The organism is Duganella caerulea (assembly GCF_040362985.1).
Classification (GTDB): Bacteria; Pseudomonadota; Gammaproteobacteria; order Burkholderiales; family Burkholderiaceae_D; genus Rugamonas; species Rugamonas vulcania.
Map to the genome: position 1 here is coordinate 207314 of NZ_BPWJ01000006.1, position 20378 is coordinate 227691.

The following is a 20378-nucleotide window of genomic DNA, read 5'->3' on the forward strand; positions in this document are numbered from 1 at the left end:
CATTTGCAATATAGACACCATGATCTTACAAATTCGGTGCTACCGCAAGGATAGCCCCATAAATAGCCCAAATTAGCAGCACCGCCAGGGCCCCCACAGCAACAGCGCGCAAGGGGAAGATCTGGCGCCAGCCGCGCCGGCGGAAGGCCGATTCGCGGATCGCCTGGCGCGCGTGGCGGGCGCTGACGGTGGTGGCGTCGGCCGCGAAGGCGGCCAGCAGGGCCTTGTCGGCCAGGATGTTGATGCGGCGGACGATGCCTTCGGAGCGCTGGGCGATCAGCCTGGCGGCGGCCGGGCTGAAGATGGCCGGGCCGTCGTGGCCGGCCGCGCGCAGGCGGAATTCAAGGAACTCGCCGATCAGCGACGGCGCCAGGGCCGGCACCGTGAAGCTGTGCGTGATGCGCTCCTTTAATTGGCGCATGCTGGCCAGGTCCAGGTGCTGGTCCAGCTCGGGCTGGCCGAACAGCACGATCTGCAGCAGCTTGCTGCGCGCGGTCTCCAGGTTGGTCAGCAGGCGGATCGCCTCCAGCGTGTCGAGCGGCATGGCCTGGGCTTCCTCGACCAGCAGCACCACCTGGCGGCCCTGGCCGTGGCGGGCGATCAGGTCGGCCTGCAGCCGGCGCTGGACCTCGTCCACGCGCAGGCCGTGGCCGTCGATGCCCAGCTCGGCGGCGATGGCGTACTGCACTTCCTGCGGATCGAGGTTGGGGTTGACCAGGTAGATCACGTCCACATGCGGCGGCAGCTGGCTCTCCAGCATGCGGCACAACATGGTCTTGCCGGCGCCCACCTCGCCGGTCACCTTGACGATGCCTTCGCCGTGGCAGACCGCATACAGCAAGGCTTGCAGGATTTCGCCACGGGTGTTGCCGGCGTAGAAAAAGGCCGGGTTGGGCGTGATGCCGAACGGCGACTCGCGCAGGCCGAAGTGCGACTGGTACATGGTCAGGCGATGCAAGCCAGGAAGGCTTGCTCCAGGTTGCCGGCGCCGTAGCGGCTGCGGCATTCGGCCGGCGAGCCGGCGAAACGCACGCGGCCTTCGTGCAGGATGGCCATGCGGTCGCACAGCTCGTCCACGTCGGCCAGCATGTGCGAGGTCAAGAACACGGTGGCGCCGGCCTGGTGCAGTTGGCGCAATTGTTGTTTGAGCAGCGCGCGCGCTTTCGGGTCGAGTCCGCTCATCGGCTCGTCCAGGACATACAGCGGCTTGCGCGCCAGCAGGCAGGCGGCCAGCCCGAGTTTCTGCGTCATGCCTTTGGAATAGCCGCGCACCGTGCGCTTGAGCGCGGCCGGGTCCAGGTCCAGCGCTTCCAGCATGGCGCCGACCGCGGCCGGGTCGTAGGCCAGGCCCTGCAAGGTGAGCAGGTAGCGGATGAAGTCGGCGCCGGTCAGGTAGTAGGGCGGGCTGAAGCGTTCGGGCAGGTAGCCCAGCGGCAGGCGGCTGGCCGGGCGGTCGTGCGGCTGGCCGCAGATGTCGATGCTGCCGCCGTCGAGGGCGCAGAAATCCAGCAGGCACTTGATCAGGCTGGTCTTGCCGGCGCCGTTGACGCCGACCAGGCCGAAGCATTCGCCCGCCTGCAGCTCCAGGTCCACGCCGCGCAATACCTCGGCCTGGCCATAGCGTTTGACTACTTGCTGGAAGCGCAGGGCGGGTGCGGTCATGGAAGGTGGTGGCTCTGTCGGGCTGGAAAACGAACGACACTGTAGCGCATTCGTGCGAAGAAAGCGACACCCGGCCGCGCCCGCCGCATGTCCTGGTGTTACCGGGGCGCATTCTGCTCTAGAATGGCCGCAAGTTGACAGACGGCAGAGGCCGGGGAGCGGGGTATGGCAAGGCCTGAGAAAGTGCGGCTTGGGGAAATTCTGGTGCAGCAGAAGCTGCTGTCGGAGGAACAACTGGGCCTGGCGCTGGCCGAACAAAAGCGCAGCGGACGCAAGCTGGGCCGGGTGTTCATCGACAACGGCTACGTCACCGAGGAGCAGATCGCCGGCGCGCTGGCGCGGCAGCTGAACATCCCTTATCTGAACCTCAAGTTTTACAACGTCAATCCCGAGATCGTGCGGCTGCTGCCGGAGACCCAGGCCCGCCGCTTCCGCGCGCTGGTGCTGGAGGACCGCCGCGGCGCGCTGCTGGTGGGCATGTCCGATCCGACCGACCTGTTCGCGTACGACGAGATCTCGCGCATCGTCAAGCAGCCGATCGAGCTGGCCGTGGTCAACGAGACCGAGGTGCTGGGCGCGATCGACCGCATCTACCGCCGCACCGAGGACATCTCCGACCTGGCGCGCGAGCTGGAGCAGGACCTGGGCGATGTCTCGGTCGACTTCGGCGCGCTGGCCGCCGCCAACGCCAACCTGGAGGAGGCGCCCATCGTCAAGCTGCTGCAGACGGTGTTCGACGACGCCACCCAGGTGCGCGCCTCCGACATCCACATCGAGCCGCAGGAGGGCCGGCTGCAGATCCGCTTCCGCATCGACGGCGTGCTGCACCTGCAGACCCAGGCCGATATCAAGATCGCACCGTCGCTGGCGCTGCGGCTCAAGCTGATGTCCGACCTCGACATCTCGGAAAAGCGCCTGCCGCAGGACGGCCGCTTCGCCGTGCGCGTGAAGAACCAGCGCATCGACGTGCGGATCTCGACCATGCCGACCCAGTACGGCGAATCGGTGGTGATGCGTCTGCTCAGCCAGAGCAACACCCAGCTGCGGCTGGACGCGATCGGCATGCCGAAGGCCATGCTGGAGAAGTTCCGCGCCATCGTCCAGCGCCCCAACGGCCTGGTGCTGGTGACCGGCCCGACCGGCAGCGGCAAGACCACCACGCTTTACTGCGCGCTGGCCGAGCTCAACTCGGTGGAGAAAAAGCTGATCACGGTGGAGGACCCGGTTGAATACCGGCTGCAAGGCATCAACCAGGTGCAGGTCAACGACAAGATCGAGCTGAACTTCGCGCGCGTGCTGCGTTCCGCGCTGCGGCAAGACCCGGACATCGTGCTGGTGGGCGAGATGCGCGACCAGGAAACCGCCCAGATCGGTTTGCGCGCCGCCATGACCGGCCACTTGGTACTATCGACCCTGCACACCAACGACGCGGCCAGCACGCCGCTGCGCCTGATGGACATGGGCGTGCCGCGCTACATGGTCGGCAGTTCGCTGCAGGCCGTGCTGGCGCAGCGCCTGGTGCGGGTGATCTGCGAAAGCTGCACCACGCCATATGAGCTGACGCCGGCCGAACGCGATTGGTTGAGCATGGAACTGCGCGACAAGGTGGACATGGCGCGCTACTTCCACGGCAAGGGTTGTTCGCATTGCAATGGCATGGGTTATCGCGGCCGTACCGGCGTGTACGAGCTGCTGGAAATGACGCGCGACGTGGTCGATGCCGCCAACGATCCCGACCCGTCGCACTTCCTGCGCACGGCGGCGACGCAGATGGCCGGCGAAACGCTGCGCCGCCACGCGGTGGCGCTGGTGATCCAGGGCCGCACCACGGTGGCCGAGGCGATGCGCATCAGTAACCAGATCGAGGATTGACGTGCCGTTCTATGCCTACAAGGCGCGCAGCGCGCGCGGGGAACTGATGCAGGGCGTGCTGGAGGCGGCCGACAGCGGCGCCGTGGCCGATCACTTGAGCAACGCCGGCGCCATTCCGGTCGAGATCGCGCTGACCCGCAAGGCCGCCAGCGGCAGCACCAGCGGCGAGGCCTGGTGGACCACGCTGTTCGAGAAGAAGGTGACCTCGATGGATGTGCAATTGTTCAGCCGCCAGCTGTACACGCTGCTCAAGTCCGGCGTGCCCATCATGCGCGGGCTGGCCGGCCTGCAGGAATCGGCGATCAGCAAATCGTTCGGCAAGGTCATCAAGGACCTGCGCGAGTCGCTCGACGCCGGCCGCGAGCTGTCTGCCGCGATGCGCCGCCATCCCACCGTGTTCAACGACTTCTACCTGTCCATGGTGCGCGTGGGCGAGATGACCGGGCGGCTGGAGGAAGTGTTCCTGCGACTGTTCGACCACCTGGAGTTCGACCGCGAGATGCGCGCCCGCGTCAAGAGCGCGGTGCGCTATCCGATCTTCGTGATCGTCGCCATGATCATCGCGATCATCATCGTCAACGTGTTCGTGATCCCGCAGTTCGTCAAGGTGTTCGAGAGTTTCCACGCGCAGCTGCCGTTGATGACGCGCATGCTGATCGGCGCCTCGCACTTCACCATCACCTACTGGCCGCAGCTGCTGGTGATGGCCGGCGGCGCGGTGTTCGGCTTCCGCTACTGGGTGGGCACCAGCGCCGGCCGGCTCCAGTGGGACCGCTACAAATTGAAATTCCCCATCGCCGGCAAGATTATCCACAAGGCCACGATGGCGCGCTTTGCCCGCAGCTTCTCGCTGTCGAGCCGCAGCGGCGTGCCCATCGTGCAGGCGCTGACGGTGGTGTCGCAGACGGTCGACAACGCCTACCTGTGCACCCGCGTCGAGCAGATGCGCGACGGCGTCGAGCGCGGCGACAGCATCTTGCGCACCTCGATGGCGGCCAAGGTGTTCACGCCGGTGGTGCTGCAGATGATCGCGGTGGGCGAGGAGTCCGGTTCGCTGGACGAGCTCATGGACGAGATCGCCCAGATGTACGAGCGCGAGGTGGATTACGAATTGAAGACCCTGGCGGCGCAGATCGAACCGATCCTGATCACCTTCCTCGGCGTGCTGGTGCTGGTGCTGGCGCTGGGCATCTTCGTGCCGATCTGGGACCTGGGCAAAGTGGCGTTGCCGCACTGATGGACCGTTCGCGTCCAGCTAGTGTTGTGCGGCCACAACGACGGCGCGAGCGGGGGATCACATTGTTCGAGTTCGCCGTGGTGGCTTGCATTTTTGCCGTGTTGATAACGGTGGCGCTGGAGCGCGTGGCGTTTTACCGCCGGGCCGGCGACGAGGCTGGGGTGCAGGCTTTGCTGATCAATATGCGCAGCGCTTTGTCTGGGAAAGTGATGGCTCTGCAGGCGCAGGGCAGGGAGCGGGAAATCGACGCGCTGGCCGGCGCCAATCCGGTGGCCTGGCTGGACCGGGCGCCGGGCAACTATGTTGGCGAGCTAACAGACGGCGCGGCAAAAAATGTTAAAGCTGGCAATTGGTATTTTGATCCATCTCAACAAAAGTTGATTTTCGTGAGGGGAGCGCAGGGAAATTTGTTAAATGGTGCCTCAAAGAACATTTGTTTCAAGGTAGAATTACTGCGCTTGCCCTCAAAAAACGCCAACGCAGAGCGCCAGCCGGGAAACAATGCCGGTGTCGCGCTAATCGAAGTCCCCGAATAATTGCCGCTGCCGCTATCCGCCGCAGGAAGGCGTTGATGAACTTTTCTTAGCCAGGTCTGGAGATTCAAATGCAAACCAAACAAGCAAGCCTTTTCAAATATCGGCCACAGCAGGGCGGTTTTACGCTGATCGAGCTGATCGTCGTCATCGTCATTTTGGGTGTGCTGGCAGCGACTGCACTGCCACGGTTCGCCAATCTGGGCGGTGATGCGCGCTTGGCCAAAATGGAAGGGGCCCGCGCGGCTTTGTTGAGCGGAGCTAATATGTATCACGGACGCTGGTTGGCGGCAGGCTCGCCGACCGCCGCCGCCACCGTAACCTATGACAATCCCGCGGTAACCGTCGATACAGCTACCGGCTATCCGACGCTGGCTGGCGCGTTGGTCGCTGCGGGTGGTTTGACTGATTATGATACGTCGACCTTTGCCACTGATGGCGTCTTGCGTCCCGACATCAGTCACGCCGCGTGTACGGTCACCTACAGTGCCACCGCAGCTGGCGGCGCCGTTGTGGCAGTAGCGGCCACCGCCGCCAACTGTTAATCGCCGCTGGCAATGGCTGGCCGGGGCCGCGGCGTGATGGGGCTGGCACCAATGCGCCGTACCCGGTCCGCGAGGCTGGGTGGTTTCACGCTGGTCGAGCTGATTACGGTATTGGTGGTGGTGGGCATCCTGGGCGGCATCGCCGCGCCGCGCTTCTTCCAGCGCCAGGGCTTTGACGCGGTCGCCTACACCGACCAGACGCGCGCCTTGCTGCGCTACGGCCAGAAGATCGCCATCGCCCAGGGCCGCAACGTTTTTGTGCGGCTGAACGGCAGCAGCGCGGCGCTGTGCTACGACGCCGCCTGCAGCGTGTACCTCCCGCCTGCGGGCGGATCCAACAGCGGCACCCAAGCCACCCTTGCCAGCTGCGGCACCACCGCCTGGGCCTGCGAGGGCGTGCCCAACGGTCTGGCAGCCTCCGCCGCCACTTTCTTTTTCGACCCCGCCGGCCAACCCTTCGCGGTAAACGATCCGCCGGGCGGACTGAACTCGACCTTCACCCCGCTGACGCTGGCCATCACCGGCGACGGCAGCACCCACAACATCATCGTGACTCCGGTGACCGGCTATGTCTATTAAGCCGGCCTCGCGCGCGCAGTCGGGCGTGAGCCTGGTTGAGCTGATCATGTTCATCGTCATCGTCGGTATCGCCGTGGTCGGCATATTGCAGGTGCTGGGCTTCGGCGCGCGCTCCAGTCCCGATCCGATGCGGCGCAAGCAGGCGCTGGCCATCGCCGAGGGCATGATGGAGGAAGTCCGGCTGGCGCACTTCACGTTTTGCGACGGCAACGATCCCAAGGCCGAGGATCCGGCGACGGCCAGCGCCGCCGATTGCACGATTCCGGAAGGCCCCGGCAGGGAACCCAGCGACACCCGTCCTTACGACAACGTCAACGATTACGTGGGCAGCTACACCACCGACGCCGCCGGCAATGCCTTCCCGGCCCGTTACGGCGTTACCGTGGCGGTGGTCGCGGAAAATGCGTTCGGGCCGGCCGGCGCCACGGTCCCGTCGGACGCCGTGCTGCACATCACGGTCACGGTCACCGACAGCGCAGGCGGCGACCCCGTGGTGCTGGACGGCTACCGCACCCGCTACGCGCCGAGGTCGCTATGAGCGGGCATCGCGCGCGCGGCTTCACGCTGGTGGAGGTGATTATCGTCATGGTGGTCACCGGCATCCTGGCCGGCATGGTGGCGGTGTTCCTCAGGACTCCGGTGCAGAACTACGTCGACACGGCCGCCCGCGTCGACATGACCGACGTCGCCGACCTGGCCCTGCGCCGCATGACGCGCGAGCTGCGGCTGGCGCTGCCCAACAGCGTGCTGATCTCCGCCGACCGCCATACCTTGCAGTTCCTGCTGACCAGCACCGGCGGCCGCTACATCGACATCGCCGATTCGCCGCCGGCCTCCTTGTTGCCGCTCGATTTCAGCCCGGCCGCCAGCCTGCAATTCGACATTGCCGGCGCCGCGCCGACCGGACGCATGGCGATCGTGCCGGGCAACTGGATCACCGTGTTCAACATCGGCACCGCGCCGGCGGACGCCCGCACCTTCGGCAACGCCGCCCGCGTGACGGCGGTCAACGGCACCCGCGTCACGCTGGCCACCAATCCGTTCGCGGCCCAGTCGCCATCGATGCAATCGCCGACCAGCCGCTTCCAGGTGGTGACCGGCACCGTGACCTATGTGTGCGCGCCGGCCGCCGCCGGCGGTACGCTGACGCGCAACTTCACCAGCCAGCTCATCGGCCTGAACGGACTGGGCGCGCCGCCCTACGGCGCGGCGGCGCGGCTGGCCAACTTCGTCGCGGCCTGCGACTTCGACAGCACCGTGCTGGCCAACACCAACGCGGCGCTGGTGTCCGTCTCGCTGACGCTGGCGCGCACCAATGGCGAGACCATCAGCCTGGTGCGCCAGGTTCACCTGGACAACACGCCATGAGACCGATCCGCCCACGCCTCGCCGCCGGCTTCTCCATCGTCACCGCGCTGTTCCTGGTGGTGGTGCTGTCGGCGCTGGGCGTGGCCATGATGAGCCTGACCACCTCGCAGCAGACCAGCTCGGCATTGGACCTGCTGGGCGCGCGCGCCTACGAGGCGGCCCGCGCCGGCGTCGAATACGGCCTGTACCAGCAGCAGATCAACAGCAGCTGCGTGGCCGCCACCAGCTTCCCGCTGGGCGGCACCTTGTCGACCTTTACCGTGACCGTGCGCTGCACCGTCAATCCCACGCCCGGCATGGGTCCGGAGATGAACCGGATCACCGTCACCGCCACCGCCTGCAACCAGCCGGCCGGCGGCGCGTGTCCGAACGCCGCCACCACCAGCGCCGACTATGTGCAGCGCACGGTCACGGCGCAGTTCTGAGGAGGCGACGATGCGCACCACGACTCCCATCTCCGCGCCGCGCTGGCTGGCCTGCCTGCTGGCGCTGCTGTGTGCGCTGGCCGCCGGCGTCGCGCGCGCCGACACGCCGATCAAGCTGTTCAAGAGCTTCGCCGGCAATGTCAGCTTCACCGGCACCCAGACCACCCTGCGTGCCAAGGACAACGATTCCGGTCCCTGCGATCTGAAGAATGGCCAGCAACAGCTCAAGCTGAAGGATGTGCCGCGCACCGCCACCATCCTCAGCGCCCAGCTGTATTGGGCCGGTTCCAGCTCGACCCCGGATTTCGATGTGTCCTTCGACGGCGATCCGGTGAGCGCCCCCATCAACCGCCGCTTCACCTCGGCCACGGTGGGCTACGACTTCTTCGCGGGCGCGGTGGACGTGACCGCGCAGGTGATCGCCAAGGGCAACGGCAACTACAAGATCGACGACCTGACCATTAACAACGGCAGCCCGTATTGCGCGGTGGAGGGCGTGCTGGGCGGCTTCCAGCTGCTGGTGGTGTACTCCGATCCCAGCGAGCCGTTCCGGGTGCTCAACGTCTACGAGGGCCTGCAGTACATCCGCTATTCCTCCGTGACGCTGACGCTGGCCAACTTCAAGACCCCGACGCCGATCGGCAGCCTGACCGGCAAGATTGGCCATATCACCTGGGAGGGCGACCCCACGCTGTCGGGCGGCGGCGAGATCCTGCGCTACAACGGGGTCGAGATGGTCGATGACATGAACCCGTCCGGCAACCAGTTCAACTCGGCCTCCAACATCGACGGCGACGACAAGTCCTACGGCATCGACTTCGACGCCTACACCGTGTCGTCGCCGACCATCAAGGCCGGCCAGACCCAGGCGCGCAGCGACTACCAGTCCGGCCAGGACCTGGTGCTGCTGAACGCCGAGGTGATCGCCGCGCCCAACGTGCCGGCCGCCGACCGCGCCATCTCGATGACGCTGCAGACCCCGTTGCAGCCAGCGCAGGCCAGCAACTACCTCATCAAGGTCAGCAACAACGGCCCGCTGGCCGAGGGCGGACCGACCACCGTGGTGGACGTGCTGCCGTCGTCGCTGATCTTCGTCAGCGCCAGCGGCACCGGCTGGGTGTGCGGCATGGCGGGGCAGACGCTGACCTGCACCTACAGCGCGACCATGGCCGCTGGCACCACGCTGCCGGTGATCACGCTGCGGGTGACCACGGCCGCCGCCGCCAGCGGCCTGGTCGTCAACAGCGCCACCGTCGGCGGCCAGCTGTTCGACTACTACGACGGCAACGACACCTCCACCGTCAGCTCGCTGGTGGGCGCGGCGGGCTTTACGCCGACCTATGTGTACACCATCTCGAAAGACGACGGCAGGCCAGAACAGGGCCAGTGCGTGAACGGCCTGGCGTTCGACGACCCGGGCCAGACCTGCCAGCCGGTCGACTTCACCGGCAAGCAGTATCTGGCCAACGTGGATATCCCGATGTACCTGACCTTCGTGGCGGCCGGCGTGCCGACCGCCTTGTCGAACTCGGTCACGACGATCCAGCTCAAGTACGCGCTGTCCTGCCACGATCCGGTGCAGGACGCCGGCGTGCGCGCTACCTTCGGCATGGTTGGCGGCGGCACCAGCACGCTGCCGCTGTGCGCCCGCTCGGGCGCGATGCCGGCGCAGAACTCGTCCAACTGGACCGGCTTGAACAACGTCGACATGGCCGCCGGCATGGCCAGCTCGGTCAATATGTACAAGTTCCATTACGCGGACGTGGGCCGCATCGAGTTCCTCGTCAGCGACAACAGCGCCCGCTACGGCACCAGCGGCCCCTTTGTCGAACGCCCGGACAAGCTGGCCTTGTTCACGCCATCCGGCAACCATGCCGGCAACCCGGTGGCATCGGCCACCGACCCCAAGTTCGTCAGCGCTGGCACCGCGTTTTCGCTGACGGTCAGCGCGCTGATGTATGGCGGCGCGCCGGCGCCCAACTTTGGCAAGGAAAGCACGCCGGTGGCCATCAAGCTGACCGTGAAGGCGGCCAAGGACGCGAACGGCGACCGGCTGATCGACATGCTGATCGATCCGACCAAGCCCGAGGACGAGCTGGTGCTGAACGGCAGCCTGGGCGCCTTCAACGGCGGCAGCGCCACCGGCAACGCGTTTTCGTACGCCGATGTCGGCGTGCTGGAAATCACGCCGGTGATCGCTCCGCCGGATTCCTCCACGCCCAGCGGCAGCTATCTCGGCACCGGCAGCGTGGTGTCGGTGCCGGTCAACGTCGGCCGCTTCGTGCCGGACCATTTCGACACGGTGGTCACGCCGAAGATGGCCTGCGACCCGGCCGGCATGAGCTGTCCGGCCTCGGTGGCCGGCATGGCGTACTCGCGCCAGCCGTTCGGCGTGAAGGTGACGGCGGCCAACCTGCAGGGCGCCGCCACCGTCAACTATCGCGGCGCCCTGGCGCGCGCGGTGCAGCTGTCGGCCTGGTCGGCGCCCGGCACGACCACCACCGCCAATCCGCCGGCTTCGCCAACCGGGGCGGCGATGAGCGCCAACAACCTGGCCGCCGCCGATTTCAACTACGATCCCGTCGCGGGCAAGCCGAGCAATCCGCCGACCGGCGTGGCCTACGCCAATCCGGCCTACAACTTGCCGAATCCGTACGTGTCGACCGCGCCGTTCGCCAACAACTGGGTGCCGCCGACCATGGTGTACGTGCGCGCCGACGAGACCGGCGCGCCCAACGACGGCGTCACCTCGCTGCGCACCGGCGCGGTGGAGGGCGGGGTGGCGGTGGTGTCCGGCCGGCTGTTCGTGCCCAACGCCTACGGCGCGTCCAACCTGCCGGTGACGCTGCAGCTGGCCGCCCAGTATTACGGCCAGACCACCGTCGGCGGCGCCACCGTGCGCGCCTGGCGCAACAACCTCAGCGACAGCACCACCGCGATTGCGCCGGCGACGGACTTGCAATACACCAGCTGCCTGCTGGCCTGCCCGTCGCCGGCCAGCGGCGCGCAGCCGAGCTACACGATGAGCGCGGGGGTGGCGGGCGTGCGCCTGAAGGCGGGCAGCAGTGCCGGCAAGAGCGGCGCCAACGTCTCCGTCATCAATCAACCGGTGTGGCTGCCGACCGGCCAGGGGCGTGTGACTTTCGGCTTGTACCGCAGTCCGGTCATTTTCTTGAGGGAAGTGTATTGAATCCGCCTCATTTTATTTTGTATCTGAGCATTAAGAAGGCAAACTGGAGACATGGCCCGAAATAGGGGAGATGGTCCAATAAAACTTGAATATAATCAACGATGTGCGGCGACTATTGAATCCCGTGCTTAATCATTTGAGACAGTCGGATGCGTTTATTCGGAAAAGCTGAAAAAAAGAACGGCTGGCTGGCCATAGGCCTGACGGCGGACGGCGTCCAGGCGGCGGCGATCGAGCGCCGCACCGACGGCTTGCCGAAGGTGATGCTGGCCGCGTCCTACCCCGGCAAGGCCGACGAGGCCGGCGCCACCCTGACGCGGCTGGGCAAGGACTTGCAAGCCAACCGCTATCAATGCACCACGCTGCTGGGCGCGGGCGGCTATCAGCTGCTGATGGTGGAGGCGCCCAATGTGCCCGAGGCGGAGATGAAGACCGCGCTCGGCTGGCGCGTCAAGGACATGATCGACTTCCCGCTGGAACAGGCCACCATCGACATGGCGCTGCTGCCGGCGGCCAATGGTTCGAACCAGGCGCGGCAGGCGTTCGCGGTGGCCGCCCGCAACAGCGTGCTGATGCCGCACCAGCAGCTGTTCGCCGACAGCAAAATCGCGCTGACCGCCATCGATATCGGCGAGATGGCGCAGCGGAATATCTCGGCGCTGCTGGAGCCGGAGGGACGCGGCCTGGCGCTGCTGGCCTTCGACGCCGACGGCGGTTTGCTGACGGTCAGCTATCAGTCCGAGCTCTACCTGGCACGCCGCATCGACATCACGCTGAACCAGTTGCTGGACCCGGACCATGAACGCCTGCATCAGCTGTACGACCGCATCACGCTGGAGCTGCAACGCTCGCTGGACCATTTCGAGCGGCAGTTCTCGTTTGTCACGATCGCCAAGCTGGTGCTGTCGCCGGTGGGCGAGGGCGGCCTGTGCACTTATTTGACCAGCAATCTGTACCTGCCGGTGGAACAGCTGGACCTGGCCAAGGTGCTGGACCTGAGCGCGGCGCCCGAGCTGCAGGAACCTGCGCAGCAGGCCGGCTTCCTGCGCACGCTGGGCGCGGCCCTGCGCGAAAGGGCGGGCGCATGAGCCAGCAGATCAACCTGTTCAACGCCGGGTTCCAGCGGAAGAAGAACTACGCCACCGCGCCGGTGCTGGCGGCCGGCGTCGGTGTGCTGGTGTTGCTGCTGATCGGGGTGTCGGCCTGGACCAAGTCCCAGCTGGCGGCGATGGAGGCCGAGGCCGCCATCGTCAAGTCCAACCTGGACAGTTACGAGAAGCGCAAGAGTACCGCCACCGCGGCCTTCGTCGCGCCACGCAAGAGCGAGGCGCTGCAGCAGGAGCTGGACCAGGCCGGCGTGGAGTTCCACAACCTGCAGCGGGTCGCCGGCATGCTCGAACAGGGCGAGCCGGGTGAGACGCGCGGCTACTCGGCATACTTCCGCGCCTTCGCGCGGCGCGGCGTTGATGGCCTGTGGCTGACCGGTGTCACCATCCAGGGCAGCGGCGATGCGATCGGCCTGCAGGGACGGGCGCTCAAGGCCAGCCTGCTGCCGGGTTATCTGAATGGCCTGGCCAGCGAGGCTGTCTTGCGCGGCAAAACCTTCGGCCAGCTGGAGATGCGCGAGCCCAAGGCTGAACCGAAGGCCGATGCGGCGGATGCCGCGCCGGCGGCGCCGCGTTATGTGGAATTCAGCCTGCAGTCGGCATCGGCCGGCGAGCACGGCAAGGCGGAGCGGCCATGAAAACATACTGGATCAGATTCGATGCCTGGCTGATGGCCCTGAGCCAGCGCGAACGCCTGATGGTGGTGGGCGCCACGGCGGCGATGCTGGTGTACCTGACGTACATGCTGGTGCTCGATCCGGCCTACACCCGCGAGCGCACGCTGCGCGCCGCCATGGTGGAACAGCGCATGCTGATCTCGGGCATCGACTCCGAACTGACACAGCTCGACGCGGCGTCGCGCCGCGATCCCGACCGCGAAGTGCGCGAGCGCCTGCGCGTGTTGCAGCAGGATAGCGCGGACCTGCGCGCCAAGCTGCGCAGCGCGCAAAAAGGATTGGTGGCGCCGGAGCGCATGGGCGCCTTGCTGCAGCAGATGGTGCGGGGACACGGCAAGTTGCGCCTGGTGTCGCTGAAGACCCTGCCGCCACAAGGCACGGTTGACGGCAACTTCGCCGCGCTGGACCTGGCCGAGCCGCCGCCCGCACGTCCGGCCGCGCCGCCGCAGCCGACGCCGGCCTCCATCGTGCCGCCCAACGCCAACGCCGTTGCGGCCAAGCCGCAGCCCGCCGTTGCCGGTCCGGCTGCCGCGCCGGCGCCGCTGCTGTTCCGCCACGGCGTGCAACTGGTGCTGCAGGGCAGCTATCTGGAGATGATCGGCTACCTCGAAGCGCTCGAAGCCATGCCGACCCAGCTGTTCTGGGGCGCCGCCGTCCTCGACGCCGACCAATACCCGCAAGCGCGGCTGACACTGACCTTGTACACCCTGAGCCTGGACCAGAAATGGATCGCACTGTGAACCGCCGCTTGAGCTTGGTACTCGCGCTGTTGCTGGCGCTGCCCGCGCTGGCGCAGAAGATGGCCGACCCTACCCGTCCGCCCGCCGCGCTGGCCGCGCCCGATAGCGACGCCGCCGCATCGGACAGCGCGCCATCCGGGCCGCGCCTGCAATCGATCCTGATCAGCCGCGCGCCCGGGGGCCGCAAGCTGGCGGTGATCGACGGCGCCACCGTGCGCGCCGGCGCCAAGGTGGGCGACGCGATACTCGAACGCATCAACGACAATTCGGTGGTACTCCGCCGGGGCAAGAATCTGGAAACCCTGACCCTGTTTCCCAAACCGGCCGAGGCCGCAGACCCGACAGGGAAAACAAAATGACGAAACAGACACCACACAACATGCTGCGCTGGACCTGCGCGCTGGGCGCGGCCGCCGCGCTGTCGGCCTGCCAGACCCAGGCGCCGCGCGACACCTACAACACCATCGACCAGCAGATGCGCGACGCCGCCGCCCAGTCCCACGCCCAGCCGGCCAGTCCGGCCGCGGTGGAGGCCGCGCTGCTGCCGCCGCCGGCCGCGGCCATGGCGGCCGAGCTGCCCAAGGCGCGCGCGGTGATGGAGGAGCGCTTCAACGTGTCGTTCAACCAGGTGCCGGTGCAGCAGTTCTACAATTCCATCGTGGCCGGCACGCGCTACAACATGCTGATTCATCCGGACGTCAGCGGCACCATCACCGCCAACCTGAAGGACGTGACGCTGTTCGAGGCATTGGACGCGGTGCGCGAGATGTACGGCTACGATTACAAGGTGGAGGGCACGCGCATCTACATCCGTCCGCTGACGATGCAGACCCGCATCTTCCAGGTCAACTACCTGAACTCCACGCGCAAGGGCACGTCCAACGTGCGGGTGTCGTCGACGTCGGTGAACACGGTGGGCACGGTGGTGTCCGGCCAGAGCGGCAATGGTGGCAGCGGCAGCAACGGCCAGAACAACCAGCCGCAGCAGCCGGGACAGAACAACCAGCAGTATGCGTTGGAAGATTCCAGCAACGTCAAGACCTCGTCCGCCGCCGATTTCTGGACCGAGCTGAAGGAAGCGTTGGTGGCCCTGGTCGGCGGCGCTGGCGATGGCCGCAGCGTGGTGATCAGTCCGCAGTCGGGCGTCATCGTGGTGCGCGCCTTGCCTGAGCAGTTGCGCAATGTGGACCAGTATCTGAAGGCGACCCGCCTGGCGGTTGAACGCCAGGTGATCCTGGAGGCCAAGATCCTCGAAGTCCAGTTGAACAGCGGCTTCCAGAGCGGCATCAACTGGGCCAGCTTCGCCTCGTTCGGTGGCGGCGGCAGCAACCGCCTGTCCGGCGGCTTCATCGCGCCCGGTACCGGACTGGCGCCGTTGCCGGCCAACGGCGGGCAGCCGGCGGTCATCACCAGCGGCGGCACGGCGGGGATCTCGGCCAGCGCCGGCTTCTCGCTGGCCAACGCCGCCAGCAACGCCGGCTCGCTGTTCGGCCTGGCCTTCCAGACCAGTAATTTCGCCGCCATGATCTCCTTCCTGGAGTCGCAGGGTTCGGTGCACGTGCTCTCCAGCCCGCGCATCGCCACCATGAACAACCAGAAGGCGGTGCTCAAGATCGGTACCGACGAATTCTATGTGACCGGCGTCAGCACCACGACCAACTCCAACGTCAGCGGCAACACCACCAGTCCCAGCGTGACCTTGCAGCCGTTCTTCTCCGGCGTGGTGCTGGACGTGACGCCGCAGATCGACGACGAAGGCAACATCATGCTGCACGTGCACCCGTCGGTGAGCCAGGTGACGACGGTGAACAAGACCGTCGACCTGGGCGGCACCAACACGCTGAAGCTGCCGCTGGCGGCGTCGAGCACATCCGAGATGGACAGCATGGTGCGCGGGCAGGATGGCCGTATCGTCGCCATCGGCGGCCTGATGCGCCAGTCCAGCACCGACGACAACAGCCAGGCGCCCGGCATCGGCAGCCTGCCGGTGGTCGGCGCCTTGTTCCGCAACACCGAGCGCAGCACGCAGAAGCGCGAGCTGGTGGTGTTGATCAAGCCCACCATCGTCGATGGCGCGTCCAGCTATGCGCAGGACCTGGACGATGCCAGCCGCCGGGTCCAGCAACTGGCGCCGCCGCCTGTCGGAGGACGCAAATAAATGTACCAGGCCCACTTCGGCTTGGGCGAGATGCCCTTCGGGATCACGCCTGACACCAGCTTCTTCTTCACCAGCCCGCATTCGCAGCAGGCGCTCAACACGCTGCTGGTGGCGGCGCGCAGCGGGGAGGGCTTCATCAAGATCACCGGCGAGGTCGGCACCGGCAAGACGCTGTTGTGTCGCAAATTCATGGCGACGCTGGGCGAGGGCTTCGTCACGGCCTACATTCCCAATCCCTACCTGGAGCCGCGCTCGCTGATGCTGGCCCTGGCCGATGAGCTGGAGCTGCCCTTGCAGCGCGACGTGGACCAGCATCAGTTGCTGAAGTCGCTCACGCAGCGCTTGATGGACCTGGCGCGCGAGGGCAAGCAGGTGGTGATGTGCCTCGATGAGGCGCAGGCGATCCCGCTGGAGAGCCTGGAGGCCTTGCGCCTGCTGACCAATCTGGAAACCGAGAAGCGCAAGCTGCTGCAGATCGTGCTGTTCGGGCAGCCGGAGCTGAACCAGCATCTGCAGACCAACTCGATTCGCCAGCTGGCGCAGCGCATCACCTTCCACTACCATCTGGGGCCGCTCAGCCGCGACGACATGGAATATTATCTGGCCCATCGCCTGCGCGTGGCGGGCTATGGCGGCAGCCGCCTGTTCAGCCGGGGCGCCATTGGACGCCTGTTCAAGGCCAGCGGCGGCATCCCGCGGCTGGTGAACATTATGGCAAACAAGTCGTTGATGCTATGCTTCGGCGAAGGCAAGCAGCAAGTGACGCGCCGTCATGTGGACATGGCGGCGGTCGATACCGTGCAATCGAAGGCGGGCTTGCGATGGCAATGGCTGATGGCCGGCGTCAGTTTGCTGATCGCCGCGTGCGGCCTGACTTGGGCGTTGACGAAATGAGTCTGATTAATAAAATGTTGCAGGACCTCGATGCGCGCGGCGGTGCCGGCGATGACGCCTTGCGCCAGCAGCAGTTGCATGGCGTTGGCGGACAGGCGCGCGATAAACGGCCGCTGGTCATCGGCGGCGCGCTGGTGTTGACGGCGGTGGTGGTGGGCGGCGGATGGTTCGGCTGGCAGTATAGTCAAAGCCATCGCGCGGCGGCACCACAGGCGCCTGCGTTGGCGGCTGCGCCGGTCAAGGCCCCCCAGGTAGCGGCCGCACCGGCGCCTGCGCCGGCTCCGGCCGCAGCGCCGACGACCACGCCGGAGCCGGCTGCGGCGCCTGCGCCGGCAGTGGCCGCGGCACCGACGCCGGTTCCGGCCGATGCGCCGCCGGCTGCGCGCGAGTCCGCGCCGAAGCGGTCACGGGCGCAGGCCCCGCCTGCCGCGCTGGCGACGTCCGATGCCCCGGCGACGCCGGAAACCGATGCTGTGGAAGCGGCACCGCGCAAGCTTGCCGCGGCCGCGCGCGCCGAACGCAAGGCGTCCCGCCAGGCCGGTGCCGGCACCGCGGCAGGCGAGGGCACCATCACGCACGACATCAGCCCGCAGCAGATGGCCGAGAACGCCTACCGCCGCGCACTGGTGGCCCTGCAGGAAGGCCGCGTCAGCGCCGCGCTGGCCGACCTGGACCGCGCCCTGGAGATCGATCCGCGCAACGAAGCCGCGCGTCAAACCAACATCAGCCTGCTGCTTGAAAACAAGCGCAACGACGACGCCATCCGCCAGCTTCGCCTGGCGCTGGGCATCGATCCGCGCCAGCCTGGCCTGGCGATGGTGCTGGCGCGCCTGCAATTGGAGAAGGGCGGCCCGGCGCTGGAAACGCTGATGACGACCTTGCCATACGCCGGCAACAACGCCGAATATCAGGCGTTCCTGGCCGGTGTGCTGCAACGCCAGCAGCGCCACACCGAAGCGGCGCAATACTACCGCGCGGCATTGACGCTGGCGCCGCAGAACGGCGTGTGGTGGATGGGTCTGGGCATTTCGCTGCAAGCCGACATGCACCTGCCGGAAGCGCGCGAAGCCTACCGCCGTGCGCGCGTATCGAACGGCCTGTCGCCGGAGCTGCAGGCCTTCATCGACCGCAAGATCGAATCGCTGCCGCACTAGGTCGGCTTACAGGCTGGCCTGCTGGCCCCAGATCTGTTTCATGCTGAAGCGGGTCGACGCCTCATCCTCGCTCAAGGCGGCGGCGATCGCGCCGTCCTGGTCGGCGCTGCTGCGCAGTGGGGGCGGCGACAGCAGCGCGCCCGCCGGATCGCGCAGGCAGTGGATCTGCAAGCCGCCTGCGCCGCCCGGACGGCGGCACACCACGCCGATTTCCCCGTTCTGCAAACGCACCAGCGTCCCCGGCGGGAAATCGCCCAGCTCGCGCTGGAAGTACTGGACCAGCATGGGATCGACCGGCGCCACCTTGTCCTCGATGAGGTTGCGCAAGGCCTGGTCGGGCAGGATGGAGCGGCGGTAATTGCGGGCCGACACCTGCGCGCAATAGCGGTCCGCCAGGCTGAGCAGCTTTGCGTTCTGCGTCACCTCGGGACTGGCGACACCGGCCGGATAGCCGCTGCCTTCGTCGTTCTCGTGATGCAGCAGCACGCAGGAAATCCACTCGTCATCCTGGATGCCTGCGTCCTTGAGCATGTCCACGCTTTGCTCCGGATGGCGGCGCACGATGGCCATTTCCTCGCTGGTCAACGGCGTGTGCTTGTCCTGGAAAGCGTTATTGTGGCGCAGCATGCCGACGTTCATCGTCAGCGCGGCCGCCGTCACGGTCAGCGTATCGGCCGGCGTCTTGCCGAGGCTGTGCGCGATCACCACCACCACCACGGCCGTTTCGATGCAATGGCGCACCGCGTAGCTGCCGGCGATCTGGCACAGGAAGATGCAGGCCAGCGCGATGTCGGGATTGAGGTCCACCGCGTGGATCACGTCGCGCGCGATGTCGCGCAGCTCGCTCTCGGCGTTGTGCTCGTTGCGCAGGTTTTGCAGCAGGCGCTCCAGCCTGCGGTTCGACTCGTTGAGCAGATGCAGCACCGATGGCGGCGGCTCCTGCTCCGCGAATACGCCCGCCACGAGCGGCGCGTCCGCCTGGTTGTTCTCGGCCATGATTCTCGTCCCCGAATTAAACTTTGCCCAGCCGCTCCAATGCGAGCGCCAGGGTGTCATCCTTCTTGGCAAAGCAGAACCGCACGATGCCCGATTCCTTGCCCTGCTGGTAAAACGCCGATACCGGTATCGCCGCCACCTTGATCTCGGTGGTCAGCCACTCCGCAAACTGCGCTTCCGTTTGCGTTGAAATTTTGTCGTAGCGCACGCACTGGAAATAGGTGCCGTCGGCCGGCAGCAGTTCGAAGCGCGAATGCTTCAGGCCCTCGCGGAACAGGTCGCGCTTGCGCTGGTAAAACGCCGGCAGTTCCAGGTAGGGCTTGGGGTCGGCCATGTAGCTGGCGATGCCGTGCTGCATCGGCGTGTTGACGCTGAAGACGTTGTACTGGTGGACCTTGCGGAACTCCGCCGACAACGCGGCCGGCGCGGCGACGTAGCCGATCTTCCAGCCGGTGACGTGGTAAGTCTTGCCGAAGCTGGAGACCACGAAGGCGCGCGCCGCCAGCTCGGGATGGCGGCAGACGGACTCGTGCCGCTGGCCGTCGTAGACCATGTGTTCGTACACCTCGTCCGACAGGATCAGCACGTCCGTGCCGCGCACGATGTCGGCCAACGCCTGCAGGTCGGCGGCGCGCAGCACGCTGCCGGTCGGGTTGTGCGGGGTGTTGATGACGATCAGCCGCGTGTTGCCGTTGACCGCCGCCGCCACTGCGGACCACGGCACCGTGTAGCCTTGCGCGCCGGCTTCCATCTGCACCAGCACCGGCACGCCGCCGGCCAGCGTGATCGCCGGCACGTAGCTGTCGTAGCTCGGCTCGATGACGATCACCTCGTCGCCCGGATGCACGCAGCACAGGATGGCGGTGGTGAGCGCCTGGGTGGCGCCGGCGGTCACGGTGATGTCGGTGTTGACGTCGTACTGGTGGCCGTAAATGGCCGCGATCTTGGCGACGATGGCCTGGCGCAGCACGGGTGCGCCGGTCATCATCGGATACTGGTTGAAATCGGCCTGCATGGCGTCGTTGACGGCTTGCAGCAGGCTGCGTTCGCAAGCGAAATCGGGGAAGCCCTGGCCCAGGTTGACCGCGTTGGCCTGCGCGGCCAGCGTGGACATGCGGGTGAACACGGTGGTGCCGACGGCCGGCAGGCGACTGGTCAGGACCGGTGTGGAGGGCGTGCTGCTCGGCAGGTTGTTACGGCTATTCATGGCGGCTGTGTAGTGGACAGATAGCCTATTCTAGC

20 protein-coding genes are annotated in these 20378 nt (G+C 66.6%); 16 read left to right on the plus strand and 4 right to left on the minus strand.

Annotated elements, in window-relative coordinates:
• Nucleotides 1–25: 25 nt before the first annotated feature.
• Both ACUJB0_RS19690 and ACUJB0_RS19695 read right to left on the minus strand, forming a co-directional pair.
• Nucleotides 26–958, minus strand: a complete 933-nt coding sequence (locus ACUJB0_RS19690; protein ID WP_444846694.1) for an ExeA family protein — start codon at nt 956–958, stop codon at nt 26–28.
• Nucleotides 946–1662, minus strand: a complete 717-nt coding sequence (locus tag ACUJB0_RS19695) for an ABC transporter ATP-binding protein (protein WP_444846695.1) — start codon at nt 1660–1662, stop codon at nt 946–948. Before ACUJB0_RS19695 ends, ACUJB0_RS19690 begins: the two co-directional genes overlap by 13 nt.
• 165 nt (nt 1663–1827) lie before the next feature.
• On the opposite strand from ACUJB0_RS19695, the gene ACUJB0_RS19700 reads away from it, so the two are divergent.
• The 16 genes from ACUJB0_RS19700 (at nt 1828) to ACUJB0_RS19775 (ending at nt 18140) form a co-directional block, all read left to right on the plus strand.
• The gene (locus tag ACUJB0_RS19700; protein ID WP_444846696.1) at nt 1828–3534 is read left to right on the plus strand and encodes a GspE/PulE family protein; all 1707 of its coding nucleotides are present in this window, start codon (nt 1828–1830) and stop codon (nt 3532–3534) included.
• A 1-nt stretch (nt 3535) separates the two neighbouring features.
• Nucleotides 3536–4771: a type II secretion system F family protein gene (locus ACUJB0_RS19705; protein WP_444846697.1), complete on the plus strand. Its 1236-nt coding sequence runs from the start codon at nt 3536–3538 to the stop codon at nt 4769–4771.
• 62 nt (nt 4772–4833) lie between these two features.
• Nucleotides 4834–5307 (plus strand): type II secretion system protein, encoded by a 474-nt coding sequence (locus ACUJB0_RS19710; protein WP_444846698.1) that lies wholly within the window; start codon nt 4834–4836, stop codon nt 5305–5307.
• Between the two features lie 68 nt (nt 5308–5375).
• Nucleotides 5376–5849 (plus strand): prepilin-type N-terminal cleavage/methylation domain-containing protein, encoded by a 474-nt coding sequence (locus ACUJB0_RS19715; RefSeq protein ID WP_444846699.1) that lies wholly within the window; start codon nt 5376–5378, stop codon nt 5847–5849.
• A 51-nt stretch (nt 5850–5900) separates the two neighbouring features.
• Nucleotides 5901–6428, plus strand: a complete 528-nt coding sequence (locus tag ACUJB0_RS19720) for a pilus assembly FimT family protein (protein ID WP_444846700.1) — start codon at nt 5901–5903, stop codon at nt 6426–6428.
• Nucleotides 6418–6966, plus strand: a complete 549-nt coding sequence (locus ACUJB0_RS19725; protein WP_444846701.1) for a type IV pilus modification PilV family protein — start codon at nt 6418–6420, stop codon at nt 6964–6966. The genes ACUJB0_RS19720 and ACUJB0_RS19725 overlap by 11 nt, the downstream gene beginning before the upstream one ends.
• Complete coding sequence (locus ACUJB0_RS19730; RefSeq protein ID WP_444846702.1) at nt 6963–7796, plus strand: PulJ/GspJ family protein; 834 nt, start codon at nt 6963–6965, stop codon at nt 7794–7796. The genes ACUJB0_RS19725 and ACUJB0_RS19730 overlap by 4 nt, the downstream gene beginning before the upstream one ends.
• On the plus strand, nt 7793–8221 hold the full coding sequence (locus ACUJB0_RS19735) for an agglutinin biogenesis protein MshP (protein ID WP_444846703.1): 429 nt from the start codon (nt 7793–7795) through the stop codon (nt 8219–8221). The genes ACUJB0_RS19730 and ACUJB0_RS19735 overlap by 4 nt, the downstream gene beginning before the upstream one ends.
• 10 nt (nt 8222–8231) lie before the next feature.
• Entirely contained in the window at nt 8232–11411 is a 3180-nt protein-coding gene (locus ACUJB0_RS19740) for a DUF6701 domain-containing protein (RefSeq protein ID WP_444846704.1), read from the plus strand.
• A 149-nt stretch (nt 11412–11560) separates the two neighbouring features.
• A complete protein-coding gene (locus ACUJB0_RS19745) occupies nt 11561–12499 on the plus strand; it encodes an agglutinin biogenesis protein MshI (protein ID WP_444846705.1) in 939 nt (312 codons plus the stop codon).
• A complete protein-coding gene (locus ACUJB0_RS19750) occupies nt 12496–13155 on the plus strand; it encodes a PilN family protein (protein WP_444846706.1) in 660 nt (219 codons plus the stop codon). The genes ACUJB0_RS19745 and ACUJB0_RS19750 overlap by 4 nt, the downstream gene beginning before the upstream one ends.
• A complete protein-coding gene (locus tag ACUJB0_RS19755; protein WP_444846707.1) occupies nt 13152–13934 on the plus strand; it encodes a type II secretion system protein M in 783 nt (260 codons plus the stop codon). The genes ACUJB0_RS19750 and ACUJB0_RS19755 overlap by 4 nt, the downstream gene beginning before the upstream one ends.
• An 8-nt stretch (nt 13935–13942) precedes the next feature.
• Entirely contained in the window at nt 13943–14293 is a 351-nt protein-coding gene (locus tag ACUJB0_RS19760) for an MSHA biogenesis protein MshK (RefSeq protein WP_444846708.1), read from the plus strand.
• Nucleotides 14290–16092, plus strand: a complete 1803-nt coding sequence (mshL, locus tag ACUJB0_RS19765; RefSeq protein ID WP_444846709.1) for a pilus (MSHA type) biogenesis protein MshL — start codon at nt 14290–14292, stop codon at nt 16090–16092. The genes ACUJB0_RS19760 and mshL overlap by 4 nt, the downstream gene beginning before the upstream one ends.
• Nucleotides 16093–16986: an ExeA family protein gene (locus ACUJB0_RS19770; protein WP_444846710.1), complete on the plus strand. Its 894-nt coding sequence runs from the start codon at nt 16093–16095 to the stop codon at nt 16984–16986.
• A complete protein-coding gene (locus tag ACUJB0_RS19775; protein ID WP_444846711.1) occupies nt 16983–18140 on the plus strand; it encodes a tetratricopeptide repeat protein in 1158 nt (385 codons plus the stop codon). Before ACUJB0_RS19770 ends, ACUJB0_RS19775 begins: the two co-directional genes overlap by 4 nt.
• A gap of 6 nt (nt 18141–18146) precedes the next feature.
• On the opposite strand, the gene ACUJB0_RS19780 is transcribed toward ACUJB0_RS19775, so the two are convergent.
• Together ACUJB0_RS19780 and ACUJB0_RS19785 are read right to left on the minus strand one after the other, a co-directional pair.
• Nucleotides 18147–19136: an HD-GYP domain-containing protein gene (locus tag ACUJB0_RS19780; protein WP_444846712.1), complete on the minus strand. Its 990-nt coding sequence runs from the start codon at nt 19134–19136 to the stop codon at nt 18147–18149.
• 16 nt (nt 19137–19152) lie between these two features.
• Nucleotides 19153–20343 (minus strand): pyridoxal phosphate-dependent aminotransferase, encoded by a 1191-nt coding sequence (locus ACUJB0_RS19785; protein WP_444846713.1) that lies wholly within the window; start codon nt 20341–20343, stop codon nt 19153–19155.
• Nucleotides 20344–20378 lie beyond the last annotated feature (35 nt).

Bases quoted from the DNA above. Each gene is read 5' to 3' on its own strand.
- ACUJB0_RS19695 (WP_444846695.1), bottom strand. From the start codon at position 1,662: ATGACCGCACCCGCCCTGCGCTTCCAGCAAGTAGTCAAACGCTATGGC.
- ACUJB0_RS19700 (WP_444846696.1), top strand. From the start codon at position 1,828: ATGGCAAGGCCTGAGAAAGTGCGGCTTGGGGAAATTCTGGTGCAGCAG.
- ACUJB0_RS19715 (WP_444846699.1), top strand. From the start codon at position 5,376: ATGCAAACCAAACAAGCAAGCCTTTTCAAATATCGGCCACAGCAGGGC.
- ACUJB0_RS19720 (WP_444846700.1), top strand. From the start codon at position 5,901: ATGCGCCGTACCCGGTCCGCGAGGCTGGGTGGTTTCACGCTGGTCGAG.
- ACUJB0_RS19725 (WP_444846701.1), top strand. From the start codon at position 6,418: ATGTCTATTAAGCCGGCCTCGCGCGCGCAGTCGGGCGTGAGCCTGGTT.
- ACUJB0_RS19730 (WP_444846702.1), top strand. From the start codon at position 6,963: ATGAGCGGGCATCGCGCGCGCGGCTTCACGCTGGTGGAGGTGATTATC.
- ACUJB0_RS19735 (WP_444846703.1), top strand. From the start codon at position 7,793: ATGAGACCGATCCGCCCACGCCTCGCCGCCGGCTTCTCCATCGTCACC.
- ACUJB0_RS19740 (WP_444846704.1), top strand. From the start codon at position 8,232: ATGCGCACCACGACTCCCATCTCCGCGCCGCGCTGGCTGGCCTGCCTG.
- ACUJB0_RS19745 (WP_444846705.1), top strand. From the start codon at position 11,561: ATGCGTTTATTCGGAAAAGCTGAAAAAAAGAACGGCTGGCTGGCCATA.
- ACUJB0_RS19750 (WP_444846706.1), top strand. From the start codon at position 12,496: ATGAGCCAGCAGATCAACCTGTTCAACGCCGGGTTCCAGCGGAAGAAG.
- ACUJB0_RS19755 (WP_444846707.1), top strand. From the start codon at position 13,152: ATGAAAACATACTGGATCAGATTCGATGCCTGGCTGATGGCCCTGAGC.
- mshL (WP_444846709.1), top strand. From the start codon at position 14,290: ATGACGAAACAGACACCACACAACATGCTGCGCTGGACCTGCGCGCTG.
- ACUJB0_RS19770 (WP_444846710.1), top strand. From the start codon at position 16,093: ATGTACCAGGCCCACTTCGGCTTGGGCGAGATGCCCTTCGGGATCACG.
- ACUJB0_RS19775 (WP_444846711.1), top strand. From the start codon at position 16,983: ATGAGTCTGATTAATAAAATGTTGCAGGACCTCGATGCGCGCGGCGGT.
- ACUJB0_RS19780 (WP_444846712.1), bottom strand. From the start codon at position 19,136: ATGGCCGAGAACAACCAGGCGGACGCGCCGCTCGTGGCGGGCGTATTC.
- ACUJB0_RS19785 (WP_444846713.1), bottom strand. From the start codon at position 20,343: ATGAATAGCCGTAACAACCTGCCGAGCAGCACGCCCTCCACACCGGTC.